Source organism: Paenibacillus sp. J22R160 (assembly GCF_059692135.1).
This window is the reverse complement of the sequence record NZ_JCAUAU010000004.1, coordinates 149,680-172,298: the sequence shown is the minus strand read 5'-3', so window position 1 is coordinate 172,298 and position 22,619 is coordinate 149,680. Positions and strand designations below refer to the sequence as shown.

The window sequence follows — 22,619 nt, the reverse complement described above, 5'->3', positions numbered from 1 at the left end:
CTAGACAAATTGTCAAATAGTCGAGGTAAGGAAAGAGGTGAGTTTTAATGGAACTAGACGCATCTTTCATTCATCATCAAAAGATTTCCGCTGAAACGATTGCCTCACGGATTATTCCTGTCAAAGAATTGCTTCAAACGGAATTGGATCTGTACGAAGTTTCCAAAGATACAGAGACAGGCGAGCATTACCTTCATTATGCTTACATGCACCGTGATTTTACGAATACCGGAGAGCCGGAGTCATTTCATTATTTGCTGCCAATTGACAGTGATGATGTGCTCGGAATGATTTTTGGGGAGCAGGGCTATGCGTATCCGGAGTTTTGGCGTAAAGCCTTTTTACGCAACGGGCCTGAAGGCTTCTACATCTGGTTCGATCCCGCTCATGAAGCGGAGCAGTCTGAGGATGAAGCTATCGCAGCAGATTTGTTAAATAAACTGAGAGCGTTTAAAGAAAGCGGCTCAGCCGATCCGGATGCGGTTCGTAAATTGCTTGAAGAATTGGATAAAACGCGTAAGAAAGAAGACTAGGAAGTTGAAAAGCCTGCTTGCCAATGAATTGGCGGTGGGCTTTTTTTGTATGCCCGGGTCTATGGGAACTTTGGTACGCTATTTCGCCTAAATTAAGCGATTTCCAATATGAGTGGGATCTACAGTACGCTATTTCTCACTTTTTCCCAAAAACGGATGAATTTCATTCAAATAAGGGACCGTAGTTCCCATGAGCTATGTAATAAGCTGAATTTATTAAAATAGCGCCCTGTAGTTCTCATGTTTAAGTGTTTGAAGGATAGCGTAAGTTCGATGCGATGATTTTGTTGAAGCTATTAGTAAAAATGGGGATAAATGACCATATTAAAGCTAATCGTTATTTAACAGGAAGGAGGACAAATTTATGAGTATAGATGATTATCAATTCGCTAATCTAGGCGCGCACCAGGATCTGCTGGAAGATCTCCGCAGGCTTGAAGCCCGGATGAGGGAACAATTGGGTTACGAAGTCTCCTTGATTGCTTACACACCAGAAACGCAGGAAGGCAACAAGAAGTAAAGAGAAAAGGGGGAGCTTTTTATGAAAAAAATGTTGATTCAAATTACACTCTCGATTGTGCTAGTAAGCACAGCCGCTGGATGTACAGCCGCAAGCCCGAACAACCATGCAGGAGCAAGTTCTTCTAACCCGAATGCGGGTTCATGGGATACTAGTCTCAGGAACAATGAGAATCCTACACTAGGTGCTAAAAGTGTTAATCACTCACCGCTGCCATCGATGCAACCGTCTACGATTGATAACGTTAAGGCACACACGAATACACATCTGACGATGAACCGGGATTTAGCAGATGGCGTCATCCAAGCAGCGCATCTTGGGAACACGGCTGTTGCGATTACGGATAATAACATTTATGTGGCTGTAGATATGGGCGGGATGCAAGCCATGGGTGCCGGTAACGACAGCATGAAAATACTTAGTAAAACAAACGACCCTGAAAATGGGGCAGGTTTATTCGGTTCGGGAGTAGGAGCTCAGATGGATTGGCTCTCCACCAAGCCTTTGCCGGCAGAAAGCGCGAACGCCATAAGGAATTTACTGACTCGGATTTACCCGGAAGCGAATATTTTCATTTCTACGAACCCGCATTTCGTGAATCGGATGATGTATTACGATGGTCAACAGCAAAACAATAAACACATGGATACGTATCTCAACGAATTTAACACGATGATCCAGTATGCTTTCCCAAGCTATTCCACAGGTCAAAGAAACGTGCTGCCTTAAGAGAAGATTAAGTGCACAAGGTTCACATATCTCCCTCAGCCTCCTGCTGGGGGTTTTGTCATAGGATTCGGATTATCCCGTTAGAAAAAAGGAGTATGGCCATGTTTCAACGTAAAGGTGTGATCTATAGACATGACGCGTCAGAGCACAAAAATGAGCAATAAATTTAAAGTTAGAGCCTATTGCAGCTCACGCCAATGTGATTACGTACATCCCGATGATGTCATTCAAGCAATAAATGGCGAAACCTCCTATGCATTGGCTCAGTTGTACAACGAGTCGTCTTCCAAGCCAGACTGCCCCAAATGTGGAGAAGCGATGGCTTTCTACGCTCATTCGGTTATCGAAGTACCATGGCTGCCTTGAAAGGCTTGACAATGCTAGCTTTCCTGATAAATAGTAAGAGAACAAAGGAATCAGGAGAGGAACATCAGAGGATATGTTAACAGAAGCCATACCGCAAGAGATCCGCGAGCAACTGGAACAAAAGAGAGCACAGACGAATGCTACCACTGAGGATGCGAAATTAATCGGGACAGCTGCTTTTGAGGCACCTCGGGAAGACATTTTGATCGATAGCATTATTGCGCTTTTTTTGGGTAAAAATCTGCTGCTCAAAGGCCCGACAGGTTCGGGGAAAACGAAGCTCGCTGAGCATGTTTCGGCGATTTTTAATCAACCGATGCATGCCGTGAATTGCTCAACCGATTTGGATGCCGAAGCTTTACTCGGGTTCAAAACTTTATCCCATGATGAGCAGGGGCGTTCACAGATTGTCTTTATCCCTGGACCGATCATGAAAGCGATGACGAAGGGACATTTTTTATACATAGACGAAATTAATATGGCGAAACCAGAGACGTTGTCCCTCATCAATGGTGTGCTGGATTATCGGAGATCGATTACGAATCCATTTACCGGCGATGTCATCACCGCTCATCCTGATTTCAGAGTCGTAGCTGCGATTAATGAAGGGTATATGGGAACAGTCCCTTTGAACGAAGCATTGAAAAATAGGTTTGTGACGGTTGATATTCCTTATTTGCAAGGGGAAGCTTTGTACAAGCTGTTGAAAAGCAAGTCTGTTTTGCGTGACGACAAGCAGTTGAGAACTTATGTGCAGCTGTCGGCTGATCTGTTAACCCTAATCGAAATGGGGCAGCTGCCTGATGAAGCAGGCTCAATTCGAGCGTTGCTCGATGCCTGTGATCTCACAGCTTATATTCCTCCGATGCGAGCCGTGGCGCGAGCGATTGCCGATAAATTGGAGGACGAAAGGGAACGTGCAGCCGTGATCAACGCGGCGGAAACGTTATTCTAAGCCAATGTTTGTAGGGAAAATCAGTATGCTTGAAGATAACATCGACGCAATGCTGCAAATGCAGTTGGTGGATTTGGCTCGCATGTTTACGAAACGGAAGGAAGTTGAAGTCGAAGCCGCGTTTCACGCTGATTATGAAGAAAGCACGGCGCTTATGACCGTTAGCCAGTTCTGGTGGGATTATCCCCCACAGGATAAAGCTTCAGGGATGAAAAGCGATGTCTATCTCCGCGGCATTGGAACAGCATGGTTTACCAGCGCAGAAGCGGTGAAGTCCTACCTCAAAGCAAGTCAGCAATCCTCACTTCCCAAGCTGGCGAACTCATTGTTTGCCTTGTGTGAAGATATGCGGCTGGAACGCATTTGTCGTGCCCGCAGACCTGGGACTGCGCGAGTATTTGCGCAACGACACCGCATTTATGGGGCTTATTTCGGGCATAAGCTGCGTACCCATCTGAGCAAGGGTGAACTTGCTGATGCCGTAATTTTACTGATCTACGGCTGGTTTACCGGAGCGGAGTGGAGCGCAGCTGAAGGTGTTGGTTTGACGGCGCGGCTAACGCCATTATATCCGATTCTAGAGGGTATCGAGGAAGCTGAACATACGGCGCAGGTAGCCTCTAGCTGCGAGGAAATGGTGGAAGCGTTGGCCTATTGGCTGGACAGAGATGCGAGCACCGCATATTTCTGGATGCAGCCGGGGGGCGGCGTGGCAGAGCCGCTGCCCGGGGGATATAAAGGCGAGCTGAAGCGCGCTAAGCGGCTCGCCAATGAAGATGTGCTCCCCGAGCAGGAGGGGGAGCGTCAATTGCCGGACCAGGAGCGCCTGCCGACCTGGCACCGCGAAAGCAGCGACCGCAGCCCGGGGTTGCTGCGGTTCGAGCTGGAGCGCGGCTCACGCACAGCCGCGCTTGGCTCTGCGCCCCGCGAGGGCGACGCTGCCGATCAGGCGCTCGCCATCGTCCAGGGGCGCTCGCTGCGCGCCCAGCGCACCGGCGCCGCCTCCGGCGAGCGGCGCGGGCAGGCTGCCGTGCCCGCTGCCGCGGGGCACGGGGAGGGCGATGTCGCCGCGTTCGCGACGGCGACTTGGCTGGCGCCTGGGCGGCCAACTGCTGCGCAGGAGGCCGCCTTCAGGCGCCTGAGCGAGCGCGCAGCGCCGCTCGCGAAGCCCTTGCAGCGTGCGATACGGCGCACGCTGGAGCAGAAGCGGATCGCCCCGCGCGGCGATCGCCTGTTTGGGCGGCTCGATAAGCGGCTGACGCGAGCCTTCACGCAAGAGATGCCGCGCCTCTTCTATAAGAAGCGCGCGCCGGTTCCGCAGCTCGACGCGGCGTTCGCGCTGCTCGTCGACTGCTCTGCGTCCATGTATGACAAAATGGACGAAACCAAGTTGGGTCTCGTGCTGTTTCACGAGACCCTCCAGTCTTTGCGAATCCCCCATGAAATTGTGGGATTCTGGGAGGACGCGGACCGCGTCACCGAGCACGAAGCGCCTAATCTGTTCCAGGTTGCTGTGGACTTCGGCTCTTCGCTTGCTCCTGGCAGCGGTGCGGCTCTGATGCAGCTGGAGCCGCAGCAGGATAACCGCGACGGCTTCGCGATTCGCTGCATGACAGAGCGCTTGCTGCGGCGTGCTGAGCGGCAGCGCATCCTCTTGGTCTTCTCGGATGGAGAACCGTCCGCAGCGAATTACAACGACGTAGGCATTCTTGATACCTACGAAGCTGTAATGAGAGCGCGCAGGCTGGACATCGAGGTTATCTCCATCTTTTTGGCGAGCGGCGGTACCGTGCATGAAACAGAACGGGCTTCGATGCGCAACATGTATGGGCGAAGCAGCATCGTTGTGCCGCGAGTGGAGGAATTAACCGAACAGCTCGTACCGATTTTACGCAAACTTTTGCTGAAATCTATCTTTTAATGTCGAAATCCTTTACAATAGATCAGGGTATTTGTGCAGGAGAACTGGCGAATTACCCTGTTTATGCCATTTTTGTTATGTTTATTTACATACATATCCATTTGTTGGTTATAAGTTTACTTCCGTTTGGAAAACATTAAGGGGGAAATCATTTCATGTACGGTGCACCATTATCAAACAAAGCGAAGAAAATCATGTTGCTGGGATCAGGAGAGCTCGGGAAGGAAGTCGTCATCGAAGCACAGCGCCTAGGGATCGAGACCATTGCTGTGGATCGTTATGCGCATGCTCCAGCTATGCAAGTTGCGCATCGCAGCCATGTAATCAATATGTTAGATGGGGAGCAGCTTAGAGCGTTGATCGAGCAAGAGCGGCCGGATCTTATCGTACCTGAAATTGAAGCTATTGCGACTCCGATTCTTGTAGAACTTGAGCAAGAGGGCTACCGTGTCATTCCAACAGCAACAGCCTCTCGTTTGACGATGGACCGGGAAGGCATTCGCCGACTTGCATCCGAAACATTGGAGCTGAGAACGGCCAAGTATGCTTTTGCTAACAGCCTGGAAGAGCTGCATGCTGCTGTTGCGGAAATTGGTACGCCGTGTGTTATTAAGCCGATCATGAGCTCCTCCGGCAAAGGCCAAAGTGTGTGCCGGACGCCTGAGAATGTGGAACAATCGTGGAACATCGCAATGGAGGGCGGACGTGCCAAAAACGCTCGCGTCATTGTTGAAGAATTTATTCATTTCGAGTCTGAAATAACGCTGTTGACTGTTCGTTCTGTTTCCGGAACGACCTATTGTGAGCCAATCGGCCACATCCAAAAAGACGGGGACTACATCGAATCCTGGCAGCCGCACGCAATGACAGAGCAGCAAATTCTTGATGCGCAGCATATGGCCAAAACGATTACAGACGCGCTTGGCGGCTATGGCATCTATGGTGTTGAGCTGTTTTTGACCAAAGATGGCGTGTACTTCAGTGAAGTTTCGCCTCGTCCGCATGATACGGGCATGGTTACCATGGCGACGCAGGATTTGAGCGAATTTGCTCTGCATGCAAGAGCAATTCTTGGGCTGCCGATCACGGGCATTCGACTTTTAACACCGGGTGCAAGCTACACGCTCAAAGCAGAACGCGAGCAAGTGGAATATACAATCAGCGGTCTAGAAGAAGCGTTGTCCGTTCCGGATACGCAAGTTCGCGTCTTTGGCAAGCCGGAGACGAAAGTCGGCCGCCGTATGGCGGTTGCGCTCAGCACCGGGGAAACTACCGAGGAAGCACGCAGTTTGGCGAAACAAGCCGCAGGCAAGCTTCAGTTAAACTACGAATAAGAAGTAATTTACGCACAGCCTATCGTCATCATCAGGAGGAAACGACATGGAAGCTAAACCAGCAAGACTCTCCCGAACCGTGTTGACCGAAATTATTTTGCCTGCTGACACGAATTATCACAATACCGTGTTTGGCGGACGTGTGATGCAGTACATCGACAAAGTTGCAACGATCGCTTCCATGCGTCATTCGCGCAGGGGGGTTGTCACCGCTTCTAGCGACAGCTTGGACTTTTATGCGCCTGTTAAGCTTGGTGAAGCTATTCAACTGGAGGCGTTCGTCACTTGGACGCACCGAAGTTCAATGGAAGTATTCGTGAAAATCGAATCGGAAAACCTGTTGACCGGCGAGAAGAAACGCACAGCCAATTCCTATTTAACTTTCGTCGCCTTAGATGAATATGGCCAGCCTGTTGCGGTTCCGGGCATTATCCCCGAGACGGAAGAGGAGAAACGACTTTTCGAAACGGCTGAGATGCGATATGCCGCACGCAAGCTTCGGAAAGAGGAGCGAAATTTACATTTGTAGTCAACATCGAGCAGATCCCATGTGGGGTCTGCTTTTTTCATGCTCGAGACCCTATGCAGCTCTTCTTCCTTTGGTTTAGCGGAACTATGAGCCTCTATTTTGATGATATTGCGTGAAATAAGTGCCGCAGAGGAACTACAGGGCGTTATTTCATGATAAAATGTTTGTTCTTAACTAAAACTGGTCAGATAGCGGATCATGGTTCCCGCTCAACGGCTAAGAACTTGTTTTTATAGAAAATAGCGGACCATAGTTCCCGTTCAGCATCCTAGCGGGTAGTAAAGTGGAGAAATCACGAGAAAAGGATTATTATGGAAAATATAAGCATATTCAAAGCAGAAAGGAGCTCTTCATGAGAAGAAGGATAATTCAATCTTTGATCTTCGCAATTACTTTAGTTGTTGTGTACTATGCCTCTCAAGTGTTTCTGGGCTTCTATACCACTTTGAAATACGTGCCGGACATCCGTGACTCGTATTCTGCAAGTAACTTTGGAAGCAATAAAGTTGCGTTCGGAATTAAAGCTGATCATGCTGAAGTCATAATTGAAATTGTGAGCATTATGGTTATCGGTGTCGTTACATATTTGTCCGGAAGCTATATTACGAAGAAAATAAGAAACCCTTGAAACCTACCACCACGAACATCGTATTGAAATAAATCGGTTTTATTTTCAACTTAAACTATTCGGAGGTAATCTCACAATGAATGCACATGAAATTGATTATCGTATTTTAGGCAATGAAATGCAGTATGTCGAAATTGAGCTGGATCCGGGTGAAAGCGTCGTAGCGGAAGCTGGGAGCATGATGATGATGGATCAGAACATCCAGATGGAGACGGTTTTTGGAGACGGCAGCAGTGATAACAAAGGGTTCATGGGTAAGCTTCTAGGAGCGGGCAAACGTTTGTTAACTGGCGAGAGCTTGTTTATGACGGTATTCACGAACCAAAGCGGCAGCGGTAAGGAGCAAGTGAATTTTGCAGCGCCTTATCCCGGTAAAATTATCCCGATGGACTTGTCGATGCTTGGAGGACGACTGATTTGTCAAAAAGATTCTTTCCTCTGCGCAGCGAAAGGTGTTTCCGTTGGCATTGCGTTTCAGCGTAAATTAGGTGCAGGTTTCTTCGGTGGAGAAGGCTTTATTATGCAGAAAATTGAAGGCGATGGCCTTGCCTTCGTACATGCTGGTGGATCGATATGCGAGCGTGTGCTTCGTCCAGGTGAAGTCATTCGTGTAGATACGGGCTGCTTGGTGGCCATGACGCAAGATGTGGATTATGACATCGAGATGGTAAAAGGTGTGAAAACAGCATTATTTGGCGGTGAAGGCTTATTCTTCGCAACGCTTCGCGGTCCAGGTCGTGTGTGGATTCAATCCTTGCCGTTCAGCAGGCTGGCAGATCGTATGGCATCGGCATCAAGAGCAGGCGGCAGGAAAGAAGAGGGAAGCATCTTAGGCGGTTTAGGTAATTTACTCGATGGGGACGGAAGATAGGTTCATACGTCAGCATGAAGAAAGCCCGGCAGCGAATTTCACATTCGCTCCGGGCTTTTTTGGGCTGTCTTATTTGGATCCGCCTTCTGCGAGGATTGTCTCCCAGATTGCGCCTTTGCCATACAGTTCTTTGTTGACTTTATCCCAACCGCCAAGATATTCGATGTTGAATACGCCGGCAGGTGTTGTGTAGTTTTTCTCGTATTGCTTAGCAACTTCCGGCAGTACGGAGCGGAAGCCTTTGTCTGCGAATACTTTTTGAGCATCAGGGCTCCATAGGTATTCAAGGAATGCTTGAACAGCTTCACGATTTCCATGTTTATCTACGTTTTTATCAATGAGTGCAACTGGGTTTTCGATGGTAGTTGTGTATTGCGGGATAACTTCCACATATTTTTTGCCGGATTGAATCCGGGAAATAAGTTCATTTTCATAAGTGACGATGGCATCGCCTACGCCTTTATCGAAGGTAGCCAGGGAATCGGCACCGCTTTTATCAAGTACTTTGATGTTTTTGTAGACTTTAGCCAAATAATCTTTGGCGAAGGCAGGATCTTTTTTGCCGGCAGCTTCAGAAGTTTTCAGCCCAGCGCCATAAATCGCATTAATGTCCCATTTGGCTCCACCGGAAGTGCTTGGGTTCGGGATCAATACTTCCACGCCTGGTTTTGTTAAGTCAGTCCAGTCTTTAATGCCTTTGGGATTGCCTTCACGAACACCGATTGCCGCGATGGATGATGTAATGTTGCCTTTATAAGGATTATTTTTCCAATCGTGTGTGATCAAGCCTTTTTCGACGATTTTTTGGATATCTCCTTCTAGGGAAAGAGGGGCGATATCTGCTTCAAAGCCTTGGATAATCGCGGTAGCTTGTGAACCGGATGCCACATAGGATTCTTGGAATTCTACGGTTTGGCCGGTTTTCTTTTTCCACTCTTCTTTAAACTTAGGCAAAATGACATCAAAAGAGTCTTTAAGAATGGAATATGCGCCTATCGTGATGGTTACTTTTTCAGCTTTAGGAGCCGAACTTGCCGCTGTTGTAGCTGCAGCTGTTGCAGCCGCAGAAGGTGCAGGTGTGCTCGCCGATTTTGTACCTGTTCCGCAAGCCGTAAGTGTGATACTTGCAGTGAATAATGCAGCAGTGATAAGGCCTAGTGATTTAAATTTTTTCATGGTTTACAACTCCCCTTCATTTCTAAGCTTATTTTTATATAAAAACAGGCAGCGGATCTTGTTTAGCCTGATTTTCAATGACGATGTTCTCGGTTTTGGTGAAGACGGAAATTTGATGGATCAAAATATTCACTTCATCACCTGGCTGATAAATTTTTTCTTTTACGGATTGATAAGCGAATAGTTTTATTGCGCCTGTATCGATTTCTAAATACCAGGAGTCCCCGCGGAAATGGACATGCGTCACTTTTCCTTTCTCTCCAGCTGTCGCCAGATGGCTTACGTCATGCGGGCGAACCTCAATGGATTCCGGTCGAATCAGCACGTTCACATCCGGCAGCCAATTGCCGTCCTGCTGAATCTCTTTTAAGTAGGGGAACCCAACCAGCGGCGTATATTGTGAGATCACATTGGACTCGCCAATGAAAGATGCCACGAATGAGGATGCCGGCTTCGTATAAATTTCCCAAGGACTGCCTTGCTGTTCGATTTTCCCGCCTTGCACGAGAATGATTTCATCAGCAACTTCGATGGCTTCATCTTGGTCATGGGTGACGAAGAGGGTCGTGACTTTAAATTCATCGATCAGGTTGCGCAGCCAAAGGCGAAGTTCTTTACGGATTTTGGCGTCGATCGCAGCAAAAGGTTCATCCAGCAGCAACAATTGTGGCTCAGGAGCCAATGCTCTAGCGAAAGCAACCCGTTGGCGCTGTCCCCCCGAAAGCTGGTGCGGGTATTTGCGCTCATTGCCGGCAAGTCCCATTAGGTTCAGCAGATAGGTGACTCGGTCATGGATGACTTCCTTCGGCTTCTTGAGAACCTTGAGGCCGTAAGCGACATTGTCAAAAACGGTCATATGTTTAAAGAGGGCATAGCTTTGAAAAACGAAGCCTATTCCTCTTTCTTGAACAGGGAGATGTGTAGCAAGCTTCCCATCGAAATAAATGTCCCCAGTCGACGGACTTTCAAGGCCAGACAACATGCGCAGAATGGACGTTTTACCGCCGCCGCTGGGACCGATTAAACCAACGAGATGCCCTTTCGTAATGCTGAAATTAACATCTTTGATGGCATGAAAAGCTCCGAAATTTTTATTTAGATTTTTAACTTCGATATGCATACAGGGTTCCTCCTTAATGACTGCTTAATTTTTCGCTTCTTCTTTTCAACCACTCGAGTGTTAATAAAATAGTAATGGAGATGAGTCCGAGCACAAATGCGACACTGTTCGCTGCAACGAGCTGGAACTGCTCAGCATCTTGATACACGAGTGTAGTAGCCGTCTGCGTTTGGTTGATGATATTGCCTGAGACAACTAAGATAGAGCCGAATTCACCAAGCGATCTTGCGATGGTTAAAATGAGTCCGTACACAACGCCCCAACGGATGCCCGGCCATGTGATTTGAAAGAAGGTCCGCCATGGACCAGCGCCAAGCGTAGCCGAAGCTTCTTCGGATTGTGTGCCGATCTCTTCGAGTAAGGGAACGACTTCACGAACCATAAGAGGGAAAGTAATGAACATCGTAGCAAGAATCATACCGGGAATGGCGTACACAATTTTCATGTTATGATCTTCCAAGAATGCGCCAAGCGCCGTATTGGGTCCGAAGATCAAGATGACCATTAAACCGACGATGACTGGCGATACCGCAAAAGGTAAATCAATCAGAGCATTGATCACTGGTTTCAGCCAGCGAGAGATCCAGGAACCTCTTACGATTTCTAGTGAAATGTAAACACCGACGATTGTATTAAGTAAAGTAACGATAAGGACGATAATAAATGAGATCTTCAAAGCATGCAGTGCTTCGGGTCTTACAAGTGCATCGATAAAGGCTTGTGGACCTTCTTCAAAAGCGCCAAAGGTAATGCCAAGGAACGGCAGCATAATCAATAGAAATATGACGAGAAACGATATGCTAATTAAAATTTTTCTCATGCCAGGCGCCCCTTTCCGCGTGTCAATACATTGATGATCCATAGAATCAGGAGTGACAATGTAAGGAGCACAAGAGAAATAGCGGCTGCGCCTTCGGGGTTATAGTTCTGCGTTTCACCGTATATATAGACCGAAGCAACCATCGTTTTACCTGGCAAATTACCGGAGATAAGGGAGATGGCGCCAAACTCGGCTAGTGATCGAGAAAAGGCAAGCATGCTGCCGGCAAGAATACCCGGAACAATAGCTGGAAAAACAATTCGGCAGAAGGTATAGAATCTGCTAGCTCCCAGTGTAAAGCTGGCTTGTTCTTCAGCGGGATCGATTTGTTCAAGCAGAGGTTGAACGGTTCGAATCACGAATGGGAATGTCACGAATACTAAGCCGATCACAATTGCTGTCTGATTGTAGAGCAGCTTAATGCCAGCGTGATCGAGCCAGGCGCCTAGCGGACTAGACGGTCCAAGTAAGGTTAGGAACATGAGTCCTGCCACTGAGGTTGGCAGGGAGAAGGGAAGGTCGACCATACTGTTCAAAATGCTCTTGCCTCGGAATGTATATCTTACAAGAACATAAGCGATGATGGTGCCTACAATGGCTTGAATAATTGTTGATACAATACTGAGTTTGACTGTAAGTAGAATGGACTTCCAGGCTAGTGGTCCTGTTACTTCTTGCCAAAAGGGCTCCCAACCTAAGGAAAAACCTTTGAAATAGATGGAGCCAATCGGGATAAGCAGAAGCACAATCAGATAGCCTATAAGCACAGATCGAACTGTAGCTTTAAATACCTTGTTAATCACGTTACACCACCCATTAATATTAATCATAGTGCTTTACTCGGAATATTAAATTGACTATAACAGCGTGTGGTCTAATTTGTCAATATGCCTATTTCCGATATTTATGGAATTATTCAAAAAAATTTATGAATGTCATAAAGGTACAAGACTCTGATTTTTACATTAGATGAAAGAATACGGGGAATGCAGTTCAACTAGTGGACTAGCCTTTGAAAAAAGCATTGACGAAGCTAAAGGCCGGTGGTAACATAAGCATCAATCAATATCCGAGTAAACAAATAAGAATTATAAGTTTAACGAAAGTCGACCAGATAACTGGAGACTCCCGTCCTTGCTTCGTATTTTACAAGCAGGGGCTGGGAGTCTTTTTGTTTTCAAACGCCTTTTCACTTTATGAAAAGAAAGAGGGATTCACATGTTAGCTAATCGAACAGCCCCACTGGCCCAATCCAAGGTATGGCAACCCTGGGTCATACCGATTCTCGTTTTGCTGCTGTGGCAGGTGCTCGGATTAACGGGATGGTTATCGCAGCGGATTTTACCAACGCCTTGGGAGGTCGTGAAAGCCCTGTACAGTGTCATTAAAGACGGTACTATTTTTGAATATGTAGCGGTCAGTACGAAACGGGCGTTTCTAGGCTTTCTCATTGGCGGCAGTATTGCTTTTGTCATTGGACTGCTAAACGGGGTTTTTCCTATCGCGGAAAGATATATTGATTCTTCGGTACAAATGGTTCGAACCATTCCGCATCTTGCAATGATTCCGCTGGTCATTATGTGGTTTGGAATTGGTGAGACCTCCAAATTATTTCTGGTTTCTCTCGGTGTCGCCTTTCCCATCTACTTGAATACCTTCCACGGCATCCGCTCCGTTGATCCGGGTTTAATCGAAATGGGTAAAGTGTATGGGCTCAGAGGGTTCTCGCTATTTACCAAAGTCATTTTACCAGGAGCGCTGGCGAACATCTTGCTCGGCATCCGCTTTTCGTTAGGGATCATGTGGCTGAGCCTAATTGTTGCCGAAACGATTGCCGCTGATTCCGGCATTGGCTATATGGCGACGCACGCCAGAGAATTTATGCAGATGGATGTCGTCGTGTTATGTGTCATTCTCTATGCCGTATTAGGGAAACTTTCGGATTTAATTGCCAAATTTTTCGAAAATCGCTGGTTGAAATGGCATCACAATTATATTCAAAAAGCTTAAAAGGAGGGATTTCCTATGAGTAAGGTTGGAGGTATTCAGCTTCATATTCGAAACGTGAACAAATCATTTGGCGCGACACGCGTGCTCTCAGGTATCGATTTAAACATTAAGCAAGGAGAATTTGTTGCGATAGTGGGCCGCAGCGGATGCGGCAAGAGTACGCTGCTCCGCCTTATTGCAGGCTTGGATGAAGCAACGAGCGGAGCAATCATGCTGGATGCTCAAGGCATTCAAGGCGTTCACAAGGATACGCGTGTGCTTTTTCAAGAACATCGGCTTCTTCCTTGGAAAAAGAACATCGATAATGTTCGAATTGGGATCAAATCCGGTGATAAGGAGATTGCTCTAAAAGCGCTTCAGCAAGTTGGCCTTGAACATAAGAAGGATGACTGGCCGGCAGTTCTGTCAGGGGGTCAACGACAAAGAGTTGCACTTGCTAGGGCGCTTGCAGGTAATCCTAGGCTGCTGCTTTTAGATGAGCCGCTAGGTGCATTGGATGCGTTAACCCGCATTGAGATGCAGCAGCTCATTGAGCAGCTTTGGCTGGAGAAGCAATTCACAGTCTTGCTTGTCACGCATGATGTAAGTGAAGCAGTAGCGTTGGCGGACAGAGTCATTGTTATCGAAGATGGGAAGATTGGGCTGGATTTGAAAATTTCGCTTGCCAGACCACGAGAGCATGATAGCGGTTTTGCCTATTTTGAGAAAGTGATTTTAGATCGATTACTCGTGAAACAGACTTATGAAACAGCGAAAACAGCTGCGGAAGCTTTTTCGATATAGGGAAGTAAAGAATGAGGAGATAAGGGAGGGTTTCTAAGATGGCTCAATTTGATTTGCAATTACAGGCGGATGTACTCATTATCGGCGGCGGGCCTTCCGGCGCATGGGCGGCCATTACAGCTGCCAAAGAAGGAGCTAAGGTGGTACTCGTAGATAAAGGATATTGCGGCACAAGCGGTGCAACGGCGCCATCAGGAACAGGTTTGTGGTATGTCAATCCAACAGCCGAAGAGCGTGAAGCAGCAATGAAGAGCAGAGAGGCGCTTGGCGGCTATCTCGCGGATCGCGGCTGGATGAAGAGGGTACTAGACCAGACATACAGCAATACGAATCAAATTGCAGCTTGGGGATATCCATTCCCGCTTGATGAAACAGGGACTTCGCATCGGAAAAGTCTGCAAGGACCCGAGTACATGCGTTTAATGCGCAAACAAGTGCAGAGAGCGGGTGTGCGCATTCTCGACCACAGTCCCGCGCTAGAGTTGCTTGCTGATGAGCATGGTGTGGCAGGAGCGACCGGAGTGAACAATCAAACCAAAGACACCTGGCGTGTTGATGCTGCATCGGTCGTTATTGCAACCGGCGGCTGCGCGTTCCTGAGTAAAGCGCTTGGCACGAATGTATTAACCGGCGACGGGTACTTACTTGCCGCAGAAGCTGGAGCCAGCTTATCCGGGATGGAGTTCTCCACCGCGTATTCGTTAGCCCCAGCATTTTCTCCAGTAACGAAATCAGCCTTCTATACTTGGGCAACGTTTTACTACGAAGATGGCACGGTAATCGAAGGGGCTGGCTCGCAGAGAGGGCGTTCAATCATTGCCAAAACGCTGCTGACTCAACCTGTTTTCGCACGCATAGATAAGGCTGATGAAATTGTCAAAAGGGCGATGCGGCAGGCTCAGCCTAACTTCTTTTTATCCTTTGATCGTTTGGGCATCGACCCGTTTACACAGAAGTTTCCGGTGACGCTGAGATTTGAAGGGACCGTGAGGGGAACCGGCGGCATTCACATTATCGATGAAACCTGCGCGACGGAAGTGCCGGGACTTTATGCGGCGGGAGATGCTGCGACAAGGGAGCTCATTTGCGGCGGATTTACCGGCGGCGGCAGCCACAACGCGGCCTGGGCGATGTCATCGGGGTATTTCTCGGGTGAAGCTGCGGCTAAATACGCGCTTAAATTAGGCGTAAGTGCATCGGATCGCAAGGCCAAAGGTTTATCAGAAGCGACCGGCGTGCCGAAACTGGCAACGACGAGAGCCGGGGCTCTTGATACGCAAGAAATTATCAAAGCGGTACAAGATGAAGTATTCCCGTATGACCGCAACTGGTTCCGTACTGGGGAAGGTTTGCAGAGCTCTCTAGGCCGCTTGGATAGCCTGTGGAATGAACTGAAACAGGGCATGCAAGCTAGAGATGGCAACGTCGTTCGCGTTCGTGAAGCGGCAGCCATGACAGCTACGGCGAGATGGATGTATACCAACGGGCTAGAGCGCAAAGAAACGCGAGGCATGCATCGCAGGGAGGATTTCCCGCGTATTGATGAAAACCAAAAATACCGCATTAAGAGCGGTGGTTTGGATAAAACATGGGCAAAGCCTTTAGTGGATGGAGCCCAGCCAAGGGTGATTAAGGAGGCTGTTGTGTAATGATAGAACTGTTAAGTAAAGATCGCTGCATAAGCTGCAACCAGTGTGTTTCCGTTTGCCCGACGAATGTGTTTGAGGCGGTCCAAGGAGATATTCCTGTCATCGCCAGACAATCGGATTGCCAAAGCTGCTTTATGTGCGAGTTATATTGCCCGACAGACGCCTTGTACGTATCTCCGGTGGCTGAAGAAAAAATAAAGGTCGACGAAACAGAGTTAGTTCAAGATGGCTTAATGGGCAGCTACAAACAGCATGTAGGCTGGGGCAAAGGCAGAGTTTCTACCGCCTCTTCCGACGGTTCGTATATCATTTTCCAACGTATGCACGCATCGCATTAATGCGTTTAACACACATTTCATTTACTGGGGGTCAAGACATATGAAACAGAGTACTGTGAAGGTGATCAGCCTTGCACTCATCTTATCTTTATTTACCTTTCTACTAGCAGCTTGCGGGGCGAAAACAGAGAAAACATCGGCTCAGGCTGCCCCAAATGCTGCCTCAGATGCAAAAACAACACTTCCTGAAACGCTGCGTATCGGATTTATTTCAGCTAACAACAATAAAACGATTACTGGACCCGAAGGTTGGGCGCAATCGAAAGGATACTTAGAAAGTGAATTAAAGAAATACGGTGTGAAAGAGTTCAAATACTTCTCTTTTCCTAACGGGCCTAACTTAAACGAGGCGATTTCGGCAGGAACACTTGATGTTGGCATCTATGGCGACACGCCAGCTATCAATGGGAGAGCGGCGGGTTTGAAGACGCGGTTAATCAACATCACACAAGTAAATATGAATGCTTGGCTGGTTGCGAAAGCGGACGGTTCAAAGTCGTTGGATGATCTCAAAGGTAAAAAGGTGGCTACCTCACAAGGCTCTTATATGAGCCGGTATTTAACCAGCCTTTTAAAAGAGAAAGGGCTTGATAAAGATGTGAAGATCCTGCACTTATTGCCTGCTGATGCAGAAGCCGCTTTATCTCGCGGGGACATTGCCGCTTATGCTTACCCGACTGGCTTCGGACCTTTGCTGCTGAAAAAAGGGTATGTGGCGATTGATGAGGCTGCTAATCATCCGCTTCTGCAAGGCTCTAGCCTGACCGTTGTAACGGAGGATTATTTGGCCAAAAGCCCGCAATTTCCTACGCTGTGGAATGATCTGCGCACCAGAGCTGTCAAAGAGATACGCCAGAACAACGAAGAATATTTCAAATTTTATGCTGAAGCATCGGGCTATCCGCTGGATGTTGTGAAAGCATCTTTCAAAATTGAGCAGTGGCCTGTAGAAGCAGCTCAGCCTGATGGACTCAAACTGATCGAAGAAACGAAGAAATTTTTGGTCGAACAAGGCTTAGTTAAGAAGGATTATGCGATTAAGGATTGGTTGGCGAATTAGGAGTGAGACTGATGAGAGTGATCCCCATTTCCGTTGTGAAGGCGAATCAAACAGGAATTGTTGTCTTTGTTCTACTGGCGTTAACGTTCCAATGGCCTTGGTTGGTTGCTTTATTATGGCTTATACAGGTGATTGGGTTAGTTGGAGGTCCGAAATGGAATGTGTTCGTAGCGGCCTTAAGGCGATTTTTTCCCAGAAACGCGACAAAAACGCAAGCTTTTGAGTTGGCCAGGTTTAACAACACTTTGGCTGTCATATTTCTTACCCTTTCTTTATTAGCTTTTGCTGTCGGTTGGACTTTTACGGGGTTTCTCTTTACGGGATTATTACTGCTTGCGGCTGGAGCAGCACTTCTTGGTTATTGCGTAGGCTGCACGATTTATTTCCAGTATAAACAGTTTGTAAGAAGACAGCCATTCTAACGCGGTTAATGAATGGCAAATATGGAAAGACTCTCACTTGGGGATAACTTTAGTGAGGGTCTTTTCATAATCAACCTATTTTTACCGAAAATATGTTAAAAACAGGATTGACACCCTCGTACGCGGATGCTAATATTGGTATATAGTTAATTCATACTAATCTTATCGGAATTATACGAAAGGGAGTAAAACATCATGGAGCATGCCATCACTATACAAAGCGACGATATCGAATTGGCCGCTACACTGCATTACCCAACGAATCAAACAGGAGCTGCACAAGTTGACTGTCAGCGCTGGCCGTTGATTATCATCTGTCATGGTTTCATCGGCAGCCGGATCGGGGTGGATCGGTTGTTTGTGAAGGCAGCGCGTGAGTTTAGCTCGAAAGGCTATTTGGTTTTGCGATTTGATTACGGTGGCTGCGGCGATAGCACAGGGGATTATGGTGCAGGCGGGCTGGATATTCTCATTGAACAAACACGCAGAGTGATTGATTATGCAATGACAATTGATTGCGTAGATTTGAGCCGAGTGATATTGGTTGGACATAGTTTGGGCGGAGCTACAGCGGTTCTGACAGCAGCGAAAGATTCTCGTGTGAAAACACTTGTGCTGTGGTCAGCAGTAGCCCATCCGCATAATGATATCGTTCGAATAGTTGGCAGAAATGAATACGAGAAATTGCCACTTGGTGGCACCATCGATCATCATGGTTATTCTCTTACCAGCCGTTTTTTTGATACGTTAGCGCAGCATCAGCCTTTTGAACAACTGCGTAAATTTAATGGCGATGTGCTCGTCATACACGGAACAGCAGACGAAATTATCCCTGTTGATTATGCCCCTTTATATCAAAAGATGTTCTGGCTGCGAAATGAAGGGCAGTGCGATCTGGATTTGGTCTATCAGGCTGATCACACATATTCGACTTCTGGAGCGACCAAAGAACTATTAGAGAAAACAAGCAACTGGCTATCCTTTATTCATAAACAGAAAAACGATTGGAATGACTGGACGATCTGATTAAGAAGCGGAGGAAAATGAGATGGCGAAACCATTGGAGTTAGACGACATTTGGGTGGAGAGAATAAAGCAAATGTTGAATGGGTTAGAATATGGATCGGTACAAATTGTGGTACACGATGGGAAAATTGCACAAATTGATAAGACAGAGAGAAAACGATTTGACACATCTCCGCAATCGCAGTCTCAGTTGCAAGCAGTGAAATCAGTCAAACAAACGAGTAAAGTTTAGCCATTATACGTATTTTGCCGATCAGCCCGCTTTCTTCGGAAAGGGGCTGTTTTCATGTGGAAAGAGCAGTATACTGAAGAGAATGTAAGCAGATAAAGTAGTAAGGGGGATGCTGAAACTTATGCTAAAACAGCATTTTATTTGGCGGGACGATCAAGGTGTGAATCATTATGTCTACGAATGGCTTCCTGAGGAAGCGGTTACAATTAAGGGGATTGTGCAGATAGCACACGGCATGGCAGAAACTGCTGCGAGATATGAGAGACTAGCTGAGGTGTTGACGAAAAGAGGTTTTGCCGTTTACGCGAACGATCATTTGGGACATGGGCGAACAGCCGGATCGCCGGACGCTGTAGGCAAGTTTGGGAAGAATAGCTTTCGGCGCATGGTGGAAAATATGGGCCAAATTACTGGGCAAATACGGAAACGGCATCAGGAGCAGCTGCCCTTGTTCGTGATGGGACATAGCATGGGCTCCTTTTTGACTCAATCTTACATGGGTACCTACCTCATCCAATTTCCAAGCCAAGTACAAGGGATTATATTGTCTGGATCGAATGGGAGTGAGGGAGCTGCTCTGGGCGCAGGAATCACGCTAGCGGCTGCCGAAGCAGCGATTCGGGGAGACCATCACCGGAGTTCACTACTGACGTCGTTGTCTTTTGGTACATATAATAAGAAATTCACACCTAATCGAACGTCTTTCGACTGGTTAAGCACGGATACAGCGGAAGTAGATAAATACGTGGCTGATCCTTACTGTGGCGTGGTGTTTACCTCAGGGTTTTTTAGGGATTTCTTCAGAGGACTGAAGGAGATTCATCGTCCAGATCATCTTCAGCGGATACCGAAGGAGATTCCTGTCTTTATTTTTTCGGGAGAAGAAGATCCTGTTGGCGGACACGGAAAAGGGGTGCGGAAGCTCATACGCATGTATGAGGAGCTTGGGCTTCGAAACGTCAGCAGCAAGCTTTATCCGGGAGGCCGGCATGAAATGTTGAATGAAGTGAACCGTGAGGAAGTCATGGCTGATTTGGGAGCATGGCTGGATGAGCAGGTTGAAAAAAATCGTAGGCGTAGAGGGTGAGATCAGCCGCTCAGAGGCTCAGCATTTCGCTGAAGCTGCAAACGGATGCCTTCGCGGTCGATTTGAATCCAGTACTCGACGATTCGTCCGTTTGCTATCCGATAAACTGCGCTTGCAATCTCGACAATCGTTTTGCCTGTAGGAGCAAAGCCGTCTACCTCGCCGATATGTGTGCCGGTTTGCTTCCAACGTACGTAGACGCGATCGTTCTGCGCAATCATTTCTTGAATGACTAGTTGAAAATCACCATAGGCGGCAATCATTTCTCTTAGGTGGTTAGCATAATTGGAAGGTGTGCGGTGAACGGTAGTTTCGTTTTCGGCCGTCATTTGATGGGCCAGGACGCGATCAGCCATGTAATCATGAGCGGAGTCAGGCTGCAAGCCGGAGCGAACTTTATCGAAAAATTGTTGAACAACTTCGGATGGGGTCATTGACATGATTAGGACTCCTAACGAACTTAAATTTAGGATGAGTTTACTGGAATAGCGTGAGGATTTCAAGTGAAGAATTTCAGGAGAGCGCAGACAAAAGGAACTGGAGGGCGCTATTTAGGCTAAAACAGCGATATGCGAGATCGAGGGGAACTGCAGGGCTTCATTTGCCCTGAGAACGCGCCATTTCTCCCTGAAACGGAGGAATAGCGGCTCATAGTTCCCTAAGATCGACACATTGGCTGTTTCTGCCGCTATTAGCGGACCATAGTTCCAACACGGGTAACGCGTATTGTCAGAGCGGCTACTTCAGCAGCTGCCGGAACTCCTCGGTCAGCAGCGGCACGACCTCGAACAGATCGCCGACAATACCGTAGTCGGCTACTTTAAAGATTGGCGCCTCAGCATCCTTGTTAATCGCGATGATAACGCGCGAGGAGCTCATCCCCGCAAGGTGCTGGATGGCGCCGCTAATGCCGCACGCGATGTAGATCTCCGGCGTCACCACCTTGCCGGTTTGGCCGATTTGCATCGCGTATTCGCAGTAGCCCGCGTCGCAGGCTCCGCGGGACGCCCCAACAGCGCCGCCCAAGACGGCAGCCAGCTCTTCGAGCGGCTGGAAGCCTTCGGCGCTGCGCACGCCCCGTCCGCCGGAGACAACGATCTTGGCTTCTGCCAAGTCGATGGTGCCGGACGTTTTTTTGACCACCTCCCGAATGATGCTGCGCAGGGAGGGGGCAGGGTAAGCAACATCGATGATCGAAGCCTGACGCGCAGCGTCTGGCTCTTGGGGGGCGATGTTGTTCGGTCTTATCGTGACGACCCATGTACCATCCGGGTCGGTAAACGCTTTCTTCTCAACGGCTTTGCCAGCGTAAAGCGGCCGAGTGAACGCTACGCGATCACCGCTGCGCGAGATCGCCGTCACATCCGACAGCTGGCCGGCGCCAAGCTTTGCTGCGGCCAGCGGTGCCAGATCTCGGCCGGCAGCCGTGTGGCCGAAGTACAGTGCACTTGGCTTCACAACGCCAGTTACGGCTAACAGTGCGCTCAAATAGGCTTCTGAGTTGTAATGATCAAGATTAGCATCTTCAACAACATGGATGGATTCTGCGCCGTAAGCAGCCAGCTCGCTTGCTAGAGCTTTCGTGCCGCTTCCGCCAATGAGTACAGCGTGAACGCTATCACCTTCCGCAGCAGATAATTGCGCAGCGCGTAAGGCTTCAAAGGATACTTGACGCAGCTTGCCTCCGCGAGCTTCGGCGACAACGAGAAATGTTTTAGCCATGATCGTAGCCTCCCCTTCGTTAAATCACTTTGGATTCATTGCGTAGTGCTTGGACAAGCTCAGTCACCTGTTGAGCGATTTCGCCTTTGAGAATGCGGCCAGCTTGGCGTTCAGGCGGCAGCGTTAATTCAAGTCTTGTCGTTTTGGCGGAAGCTGAGCTAGCGCCTTCAATGTCATCAAGAGTTAAGTGCTGGAAAGGCTTTTTCTTCGCTTTCATGATGCCTGGCAGGGAAGGGTAGCGAGGTTCATTCAAACCTTGCTGTGCGGTGAAGAGAGCAGGGAGCGGAACCTCAATGACTTCGATGTCCCCCTCAGCATCTCGGTGAGCAACCGCCCCGCCACCGGAGATTTCAAGTTTTGTAATGGATGCAGCATGTGGGATATCAAGAAGAGAGGCTAGGCGAATGGCTACTTGCCCGGCTCCATTGTCTACAGAGAAATTACCGCCCAACACGAGATCGAAAGACTGACTGCGCAGGAATTGGGCTAAAATTTCAGCAACCTCGCATTCATCGCCTTGAATCCGCTCATCGGTGATGAGAATAGCCTCATCTGCGCCCATAGCCAGTGCAGTGCGCAGTGCTTCAGCCGTCCTGTCTGGTCCTACGGAGAGCAAAGTGACTTTGCCCCCAAATTCATCCCGCAGCTGAATGGCTTGCTCCACGGCATATTCATCATAAGGATTTATGACGAATTTGGCGCCATCCTCTTGAACACTGCCCGCTTGCAGAACGACTTTCTCCTCTGTATCAAACGTTTGCTTCAATAATACAAAAATGTCCATAGCC

25 protein-coding genes and 1 pseudogene are annotated in these 22,619 nt (G+C 48.2%); 19 read left to right on the top strand and 7 right to left on the bottom strand.

Annotated features, from left to right (window positions below; genetic code table 11):
- Nucleotides 1–47: 47 nt before the first annotated feature.
- The 10 genes from AC58UW_RS11490 (at nt 48) to AC58UW_RS11445 (ending at nt 8,386) form a co-directional block, all read left to right on the top strand.
- Nucleotides 48–533: a hypothetical protein gene (locus tag AC58UW_RS11490; protein ID WP_497420802.1), complete on the top strand. Its 486-nt coding sequence runs from the start codon at nt 48–50 to the stop codon at nt 531–533.
- Between the two features lie 364 nt (nt 534–897).
- A complete protein-coding gene (locus AC58UW_RS11485) occupies nt 898–1,053 on the top strand; it encodes a hypothetical protein (RefSeq protein ID WP_497420801.1) in 156 nt (51 codons plus the stop codon).
- 21 nt (nt 1,054–1,074) lie between these two features.
- Nucleotides 1,075–1,782, top strand: coding sequence for a hypothetical protein (locus tag AC58UW_RS11480; RefSeq protein ID WP_497420800.1), 708 nt, complete (start codon nt 1,075–1,077; stop codon nt 1,780–1,782).
- Between the two features lie 153 nt (nt 1,783–1,935).
- Nucleotides 1,936–2,148, top strand: a complete 213-nt coding sequence (locus AC58UW_RS11475) for a hypothetical protein (RefSeq protein WP_497420799.1) — start codon at nt 1,936–1,938, stop codon at nt 2,146–2,148.
- 73 nt (nt 2,149–2,221) lie between these two features.
- Nucleotides 2,222–3,103 carry an ATP-binding protein gene (locus AC58UW_RS11470; RefSeq protein ID WP_497420798.1) on the top strand — a complete coding sequence of 294 codons (882 nt, stop codon included), beginning with the start codon at nt 2,222–2,224 and terminating at the stop codon, nt 3,101–3,103.
- Nucleotides 3,104–3,128: 25 nt separating this feature from the next.
- The gene (locus AC58UW_RS11465; RefSeq protein ID WP_497420797.1) at nt 3,129–5,024 is read left to right on the top strand and encodes a nitric oxide reductase activation protein NorD; all 1,896 of its coding nucleotides are present in this window, start codon (nt 3,129–3,131) and stop codon (nt 5,022–5,024) included.
- Nucleotides 5,025–5,179: 155 nt separating this feature from the next.
- Nucleotides 5,180–6,358, top strand: a complete 1,179-nt coding sequence (purT, locus tag AC58UW_RS11460; RefSeq protein ID WP_497420796.1) for a formate-dependent phosphoribosylglycinamide formyltransferase — start codon at nt 5,180–5,182, stop codon at nt 6,356–6,358.
- A 46-nt stretch (nt 6,359–6,404) separates the two neighbouring features.
- Entirely contained in the window at nt 6,405–6,887 is a 483-nt protein-coding gene (locus tag AC58UW_RS11455) for an acyl-CoA thioesterase (protein WP_161411917.1), read from the top strand.
- 352 nt (nt 6,888–7,239) lie between these two features.
- On the top strand, nt 7,240–7,515 hold the full coding sequence (locus AC58UW_RS11450; RefSeq protein WP_497420795.1) for a hypothetical protein: 276 nt from the start codon (nt 7,240–7,242) through the stop codon (nt 7,513–7,515).
- A 76-nt stretch (nt 7,516–7,591) separates the two neighbouring features.
- Nucleotides 7,592–8,386: a TIGR00266 family protein gene (locus tag AC58UW_RS11445; protein WP_497367095.1), complete on the top strand. Its 795-nt coding sequence runs from the start codon at nt 7,592–7,594 to the stop codon at nt 8,384–8,386.
- A gap of 69 nt (nt 8,387–8,455) precedes the next feature.
- Here AC58UW_RS11445 and AC58UW_RS11440 read toward each other — a convergent pair whose 3' ends face one another.
- The 4 genes from AC58UW_RS11440 to cysT are packed head-to-tail and all read right to left on the bottom strand — an operon-like array spanning nt 8,456 to nt 12,305.
- The gene (locus AC58UW_RS11440; protein WP_497420794.1) at nt 8,456–9,562 is read right to left on the bottom strand and encodes a sulfate ABC transporter substrate-binding protein; all 1,107 of its coding nucleotides are present in this window, start codon (nt 9,560–9,562) and stop codon (nt 8,456–8,458) included.
- A 34-nt stretch (nt 9,563–9,596) separates the two neighbouring features.
- Entirely contained in the window at nt 9,597–10,682 is a 1,086-nt protein-coding gene (locus AC58UW_RS11435; RefSeq protein ID WP_497420793.1) for an ABC transporter ATP-binding protein, read from the bottom strand.
- A 13-nt stretch (nt 10,683–10,695) separates the two neighbouring features.
- The gene (locus AC58UW_RS11430; RefSeq protein ID WP_497420792.1) at nt 10,696–11,502 is read right to left on the bottom strand and encodes a sulfate ABC transporter permease subunit; all 807 of its coding nucleotides are present in this window, start codon (nt 11,500–11,502) and stop codon (nt 10,696–10,698) included.
- Nucleotides 11,499–12,305, bottom strand: coding sequence for a sulfate ABC transporter permease subunit CysT (gene cysT / locus AC58UW_RS11425; protein ID WP_497420791.1), 807 nt, complete (start codon nt 12,303–12,305; stop codon nt 11,499–11,501). The genes AC58UW_RS11430 and cysT overlap by 4 nt, the downstream gene beginning before the upstream one ends.
- Before the next feature lie 415 nt (nt 12,306–12,720).
- On the opposite strand from cysT, the gene AC58UW_RS11420 reads away from it, so the two are divergent.
- From AC58UW_RS11420 to AC58UW_RS11380, 9 genes and pseudogenes are all read left to right on the top strand, one after another.
- Nucleotides 12,721–13,512, top strand: coding sequence for an ABC transporter permease subunit (locus AC58UW_RS11420; protein WP_497420790.1), 792 nt, complete (start codon nt 12,721–12,723; stop codon nt 13,510–13,512).
- A 114-nt stretch (nt 13,513–13,626) separates the two neighbouring features.
- A pseudogene (locus tag AC58UW_RS11415) lies at nt 13,627–14,295 on the top strand (ATP-binding cassette domain-containing protein); the annotation flags it as partial.
- A gap of 38 nt (nt 14,296–14,333) precedes the next feature.
- The gene (locus AC58UW_RS11410; protein WP_497420789.1) at nt 14,334–15,944 is read left to right on the top strand and encodes an FAD-dependent oxidoreductase; all 1,611 of its coding nucleotides are present in this window, start codon (nt 14,334–14,336) and stop codon (nt 15,942–15,944) included.
- A complete protein-coding gene (locus AC58UW_RS11405) occupies nt 15,944–16,282 on the top strand; it encodes a 4Fe-4S binding protein (RefSeq protein WP_497420788.1) in 339 nt (112 codons plus the stop codon). Before AC58UW_RS11410 ends, AC58UW_RS11405 begins: the two co-directional genes overlap by 1 nt.
- A 40-nt stretch (nt 16,283–16,322) precedes the next feature.
- On the top strand, nt 16,323–17,342 hold the full coding sequence (locus tag AC58UW_RS11400) for an ABC transporter substrate-binding protein (RefSeq protein ID WP_497420787.1): 1,020 nt from the start codon (nt 16,323–16,325) through the stop codon (nt 17,340–17,342).
- Between the two features lie 11 nt (nt 17,343–17,353).
- On the top strand, nt 17,354–17,764 hold the full coding sequence (locus AC58UW_RS11395; RefSeq protein ID WP_497420786.1) for a DUF4395 family protein: 411 nt from the start codon (nt 17,354–17,356) through the stop codon (nt 17,762–17,764).
- A gap of 195 nt (nt 17,765–17,959) precedes the next feature.
- On the top strand, nt 17,960–18,790 hold the full coding sequence (locus AC58UW_RS11390) for an alpha/beta hydrolase family protein (RefSeq protein WP_497420785.1): 831 nt from the start codon (nt 17,960–17,962) through the stop codon (nt 18,788–18,790).
- Nucleotides 18,791–18,812: 22 nt separating this feature from the next.
- Entirely contained in the window at nt 18,813–19,022 is a 210-nt protein-coding gene (locus AC58UW_RS11385; protein ID WP_497420784.1) for a YezD family protein, read from the top strand.
- A 121-nt stretch (nt 19,023–19,143) separates the two neighbouring features.
- On the top strand, nt 19,144–20,109 hold the full coding sequence (locus AC58UW_RS11380) for an alpha/beta hydrolase (protein ID WP_497420783.1): 966 nt from the start codon (nt 19,144–19,146) through the stop codon (nt 20,107–20,109).
- Between the two features lie 2 nt (nt 20,110–20,111).
- Here AC58UW_RS11380 and AC58UW_RS11375 read toward each other — a convergent pair whose 3' ends face one another.
- The 3 genes from AC58UW_RS11375 to AC58UW_RS11365 all read right to left on the bottom strand — a co-directional run bounded on the left by AC58UW_RS11375 (nt 20,112) and on the right by AC58UW_RS11365 (nt 22,615).
- Complete coding sequence (locus tag AC58UW_RS11375) at nt 20,112–20,543, bottom strand: ester cyclase (protein WP_497421186.1); 432 nt, start codon at nt 20,541–20,543, stop codon at nt 20,112–20,114.
- Between the two features lie 304 nt (nt 20,544–20,847).
- On the bottom strand, nt 20,848–21,831 hold the full coding sequence (locus AC58UW_RS11370; RefSeq protein ID WP_497420782.1) for an electron transfer flavoprotein subunit alpha/FixB family protein: 984 nt from the start codon (nt 21,829–21,831) through the stop codon (nt 20,848–20,850).
- A gap of 19 nt (nt 21,832–21,850) precedes the next feature.
- Nucleotides 21,851–22,615 carry an electron transfer flavoprotein subunit beta/FixA family protein gene (locus AC58UW_RS11365; protein ID WP_497420781.1) on the bottom strand — a complete coding sequence of 255 codons (765 nt, stop codon included), beginning with the start codon at nt 22,613–22,615 and terminating at the stop codon, nt 21,851–21,853.
- Between the last annotated feature and the right edge of the window lie 4 nt (nt 22,616–22,619).

Coding starts and splice junctions, on each gene's coding strand:
- AC58UW_RS11395 (WP_497420786.1), top strand. CDS start 17,354: ATGAGAGTGATCCCCATTTCCGTTGTGAAGGCGAATCAAACAGGAATT.
- AC58UW_RS11390 (WP_497420785.1), top strand. CDS start 17,960: ATGGAGCATGCCATCACTATACAAAGCGACGATATCGAATTGGCCGCT.
- AC58UW_RS11385 (WP_497420784.1), top strand. CDS start 18,813: ATGGCGAAACCATTGGAGTTAGACGACATTTGGGTGGAGAGAATAAAG.
- AC58UW_RS11410 (WP_497420789.1), top strand. CDS start 14,334: ATGGCTCAATTTGATTTGCAATTACAGGCGGATGTACTCATTATCGGC.
- AC58UW_RS11400 (WP_497420787.1), top strand. CDS start 16,323: ATGAAACAGAGTACTGTGAAGGTGATCAGCCTTGCACTCATCTTATCT.
- AC58UW_RS11465 (WP_497420797.1), top strand. CDS start 3,129: ATGCTTGAAGATAACATCGACGCAATGCTGCAAATGCAGTTGGTGGAT.
- AC58UW_RS11435 (WP_497420793.1), bottom strand. CDS start 10,682: ATGCATATCGAAGTTAAAAATCTAAATAAAAATTTCGGAGCTTTTCAT.
- AC58UW_RS11365 (WP_497420781.1), bottom strand. CDS start 22,615: ATGGACATTTTTGTATTATTGAAGCAAACGTTTGATACAGAGGAGAAA.
- AC58UW_RS11475 (WP_497420799.1), top strand. CDS start 1,936: ATGAGCAATAAATTTAAAGTTAGAGCCTATTGCAGCTCACGCCAATGT.
- AC58UW_RS11480 (WP_497420800.1), top strand. CDS start 1,075: ATGAAAAAAATGTTGATTCAAATTACACTCTCGATTGTGCTAGTAAGC.
- AC58UW_RS11440 (WP_497420794.1), bottom strand. CDS start 9,562: ATGAAAAAATTTAAATCACTAGGCCTTATCACTGCTGCATTATTCACT.
- AC58UW_RS11375 (WP_497421186.1), bottom strand. CDS start 20,543: ATGACCCCATCCGAAGTTGTTCAACAATTTTTCGATAAAGTTCGCTCC.
- AC58UW_RS11420 (WP_497420790.1), top strand. CDS start 12,721: ATGTTAGCTAATCGAACAGCCCCACTGGCCCAATCCAAGGTATGGCAA.
- AC58UW_RS11380 (WP_497420783.1), top strand. CDS start 19,144: ATGCTAAAACAGCATTTTATTTGGCGGGACGATCAAGGTGTGAATCAT.
- AC58UW_RS11370 (WP_497420782.1), bottom strand. CDS start 21,831: ATGGCTAAAACATTTCTCGTTGTCGCCGAAGCTCGCGGAGGCAAGCTG.
- AC58UW_RS11445 (WP_497367095.1), top strand. CDS start 7,592: ATGAATGCACATGAAATTGATTATCGTATTTTAGGCAATGAAATGCAG.
- AC58UW_RS11450 (WP_497420795.1), top strand. CDS start 7,240: ATGAGAAGAAGGATAATTCAATCTTTGATCTTCGCAATTACTTTAGTT.
- AC58UW_RS11430 (WP_497420792.1), bottom strand. CDS start 11,502: ATGAGAAAAATTTTAATTAGCATATCGTTTCTCGTCATATTTCTATTG.
- AC58UW_RS11485 (WP_497420801.1), top strand. CDS start 898: ATGAGTATAGATGATTATCAATTCGCTAATCTAGGCGCGCACCAGGAT.
- AC58UW_RS11470 (WP_497420798.1), top strand. CDS start 2,222: ATGTTAACAGAAGCCATACCGCAAGAGATCCGCGAGCAACTGGAACAA.
- AC58UW_RS11490 (WP_497420802.1), top strand. CDS start 48: ATGGAACTAGACGCATCTTTCATTCATCATCAAAAGATTTCCGCTGAA.
- purT (WP_497420796.1), top strand. CDS start 5,180: ATGTACGGTGCACCATTATCAAACAAAGCGAAGAAAATCATGTTGCTG.
- AC58UW_RS11455 (WP_161411917.1), top strand. CDS start 6,405: ATGGAAGCTAAACCAGCAAGACTCTCCCGAACCGTGTTGACCGAAATT.
- AC58UW_RS11405 (WP_497420788.1), top strand. CDS start 15,944: ATGATAGAACTGTTAAGTAAAGATCGCTGCATAAGCTGCAACCAGTGT.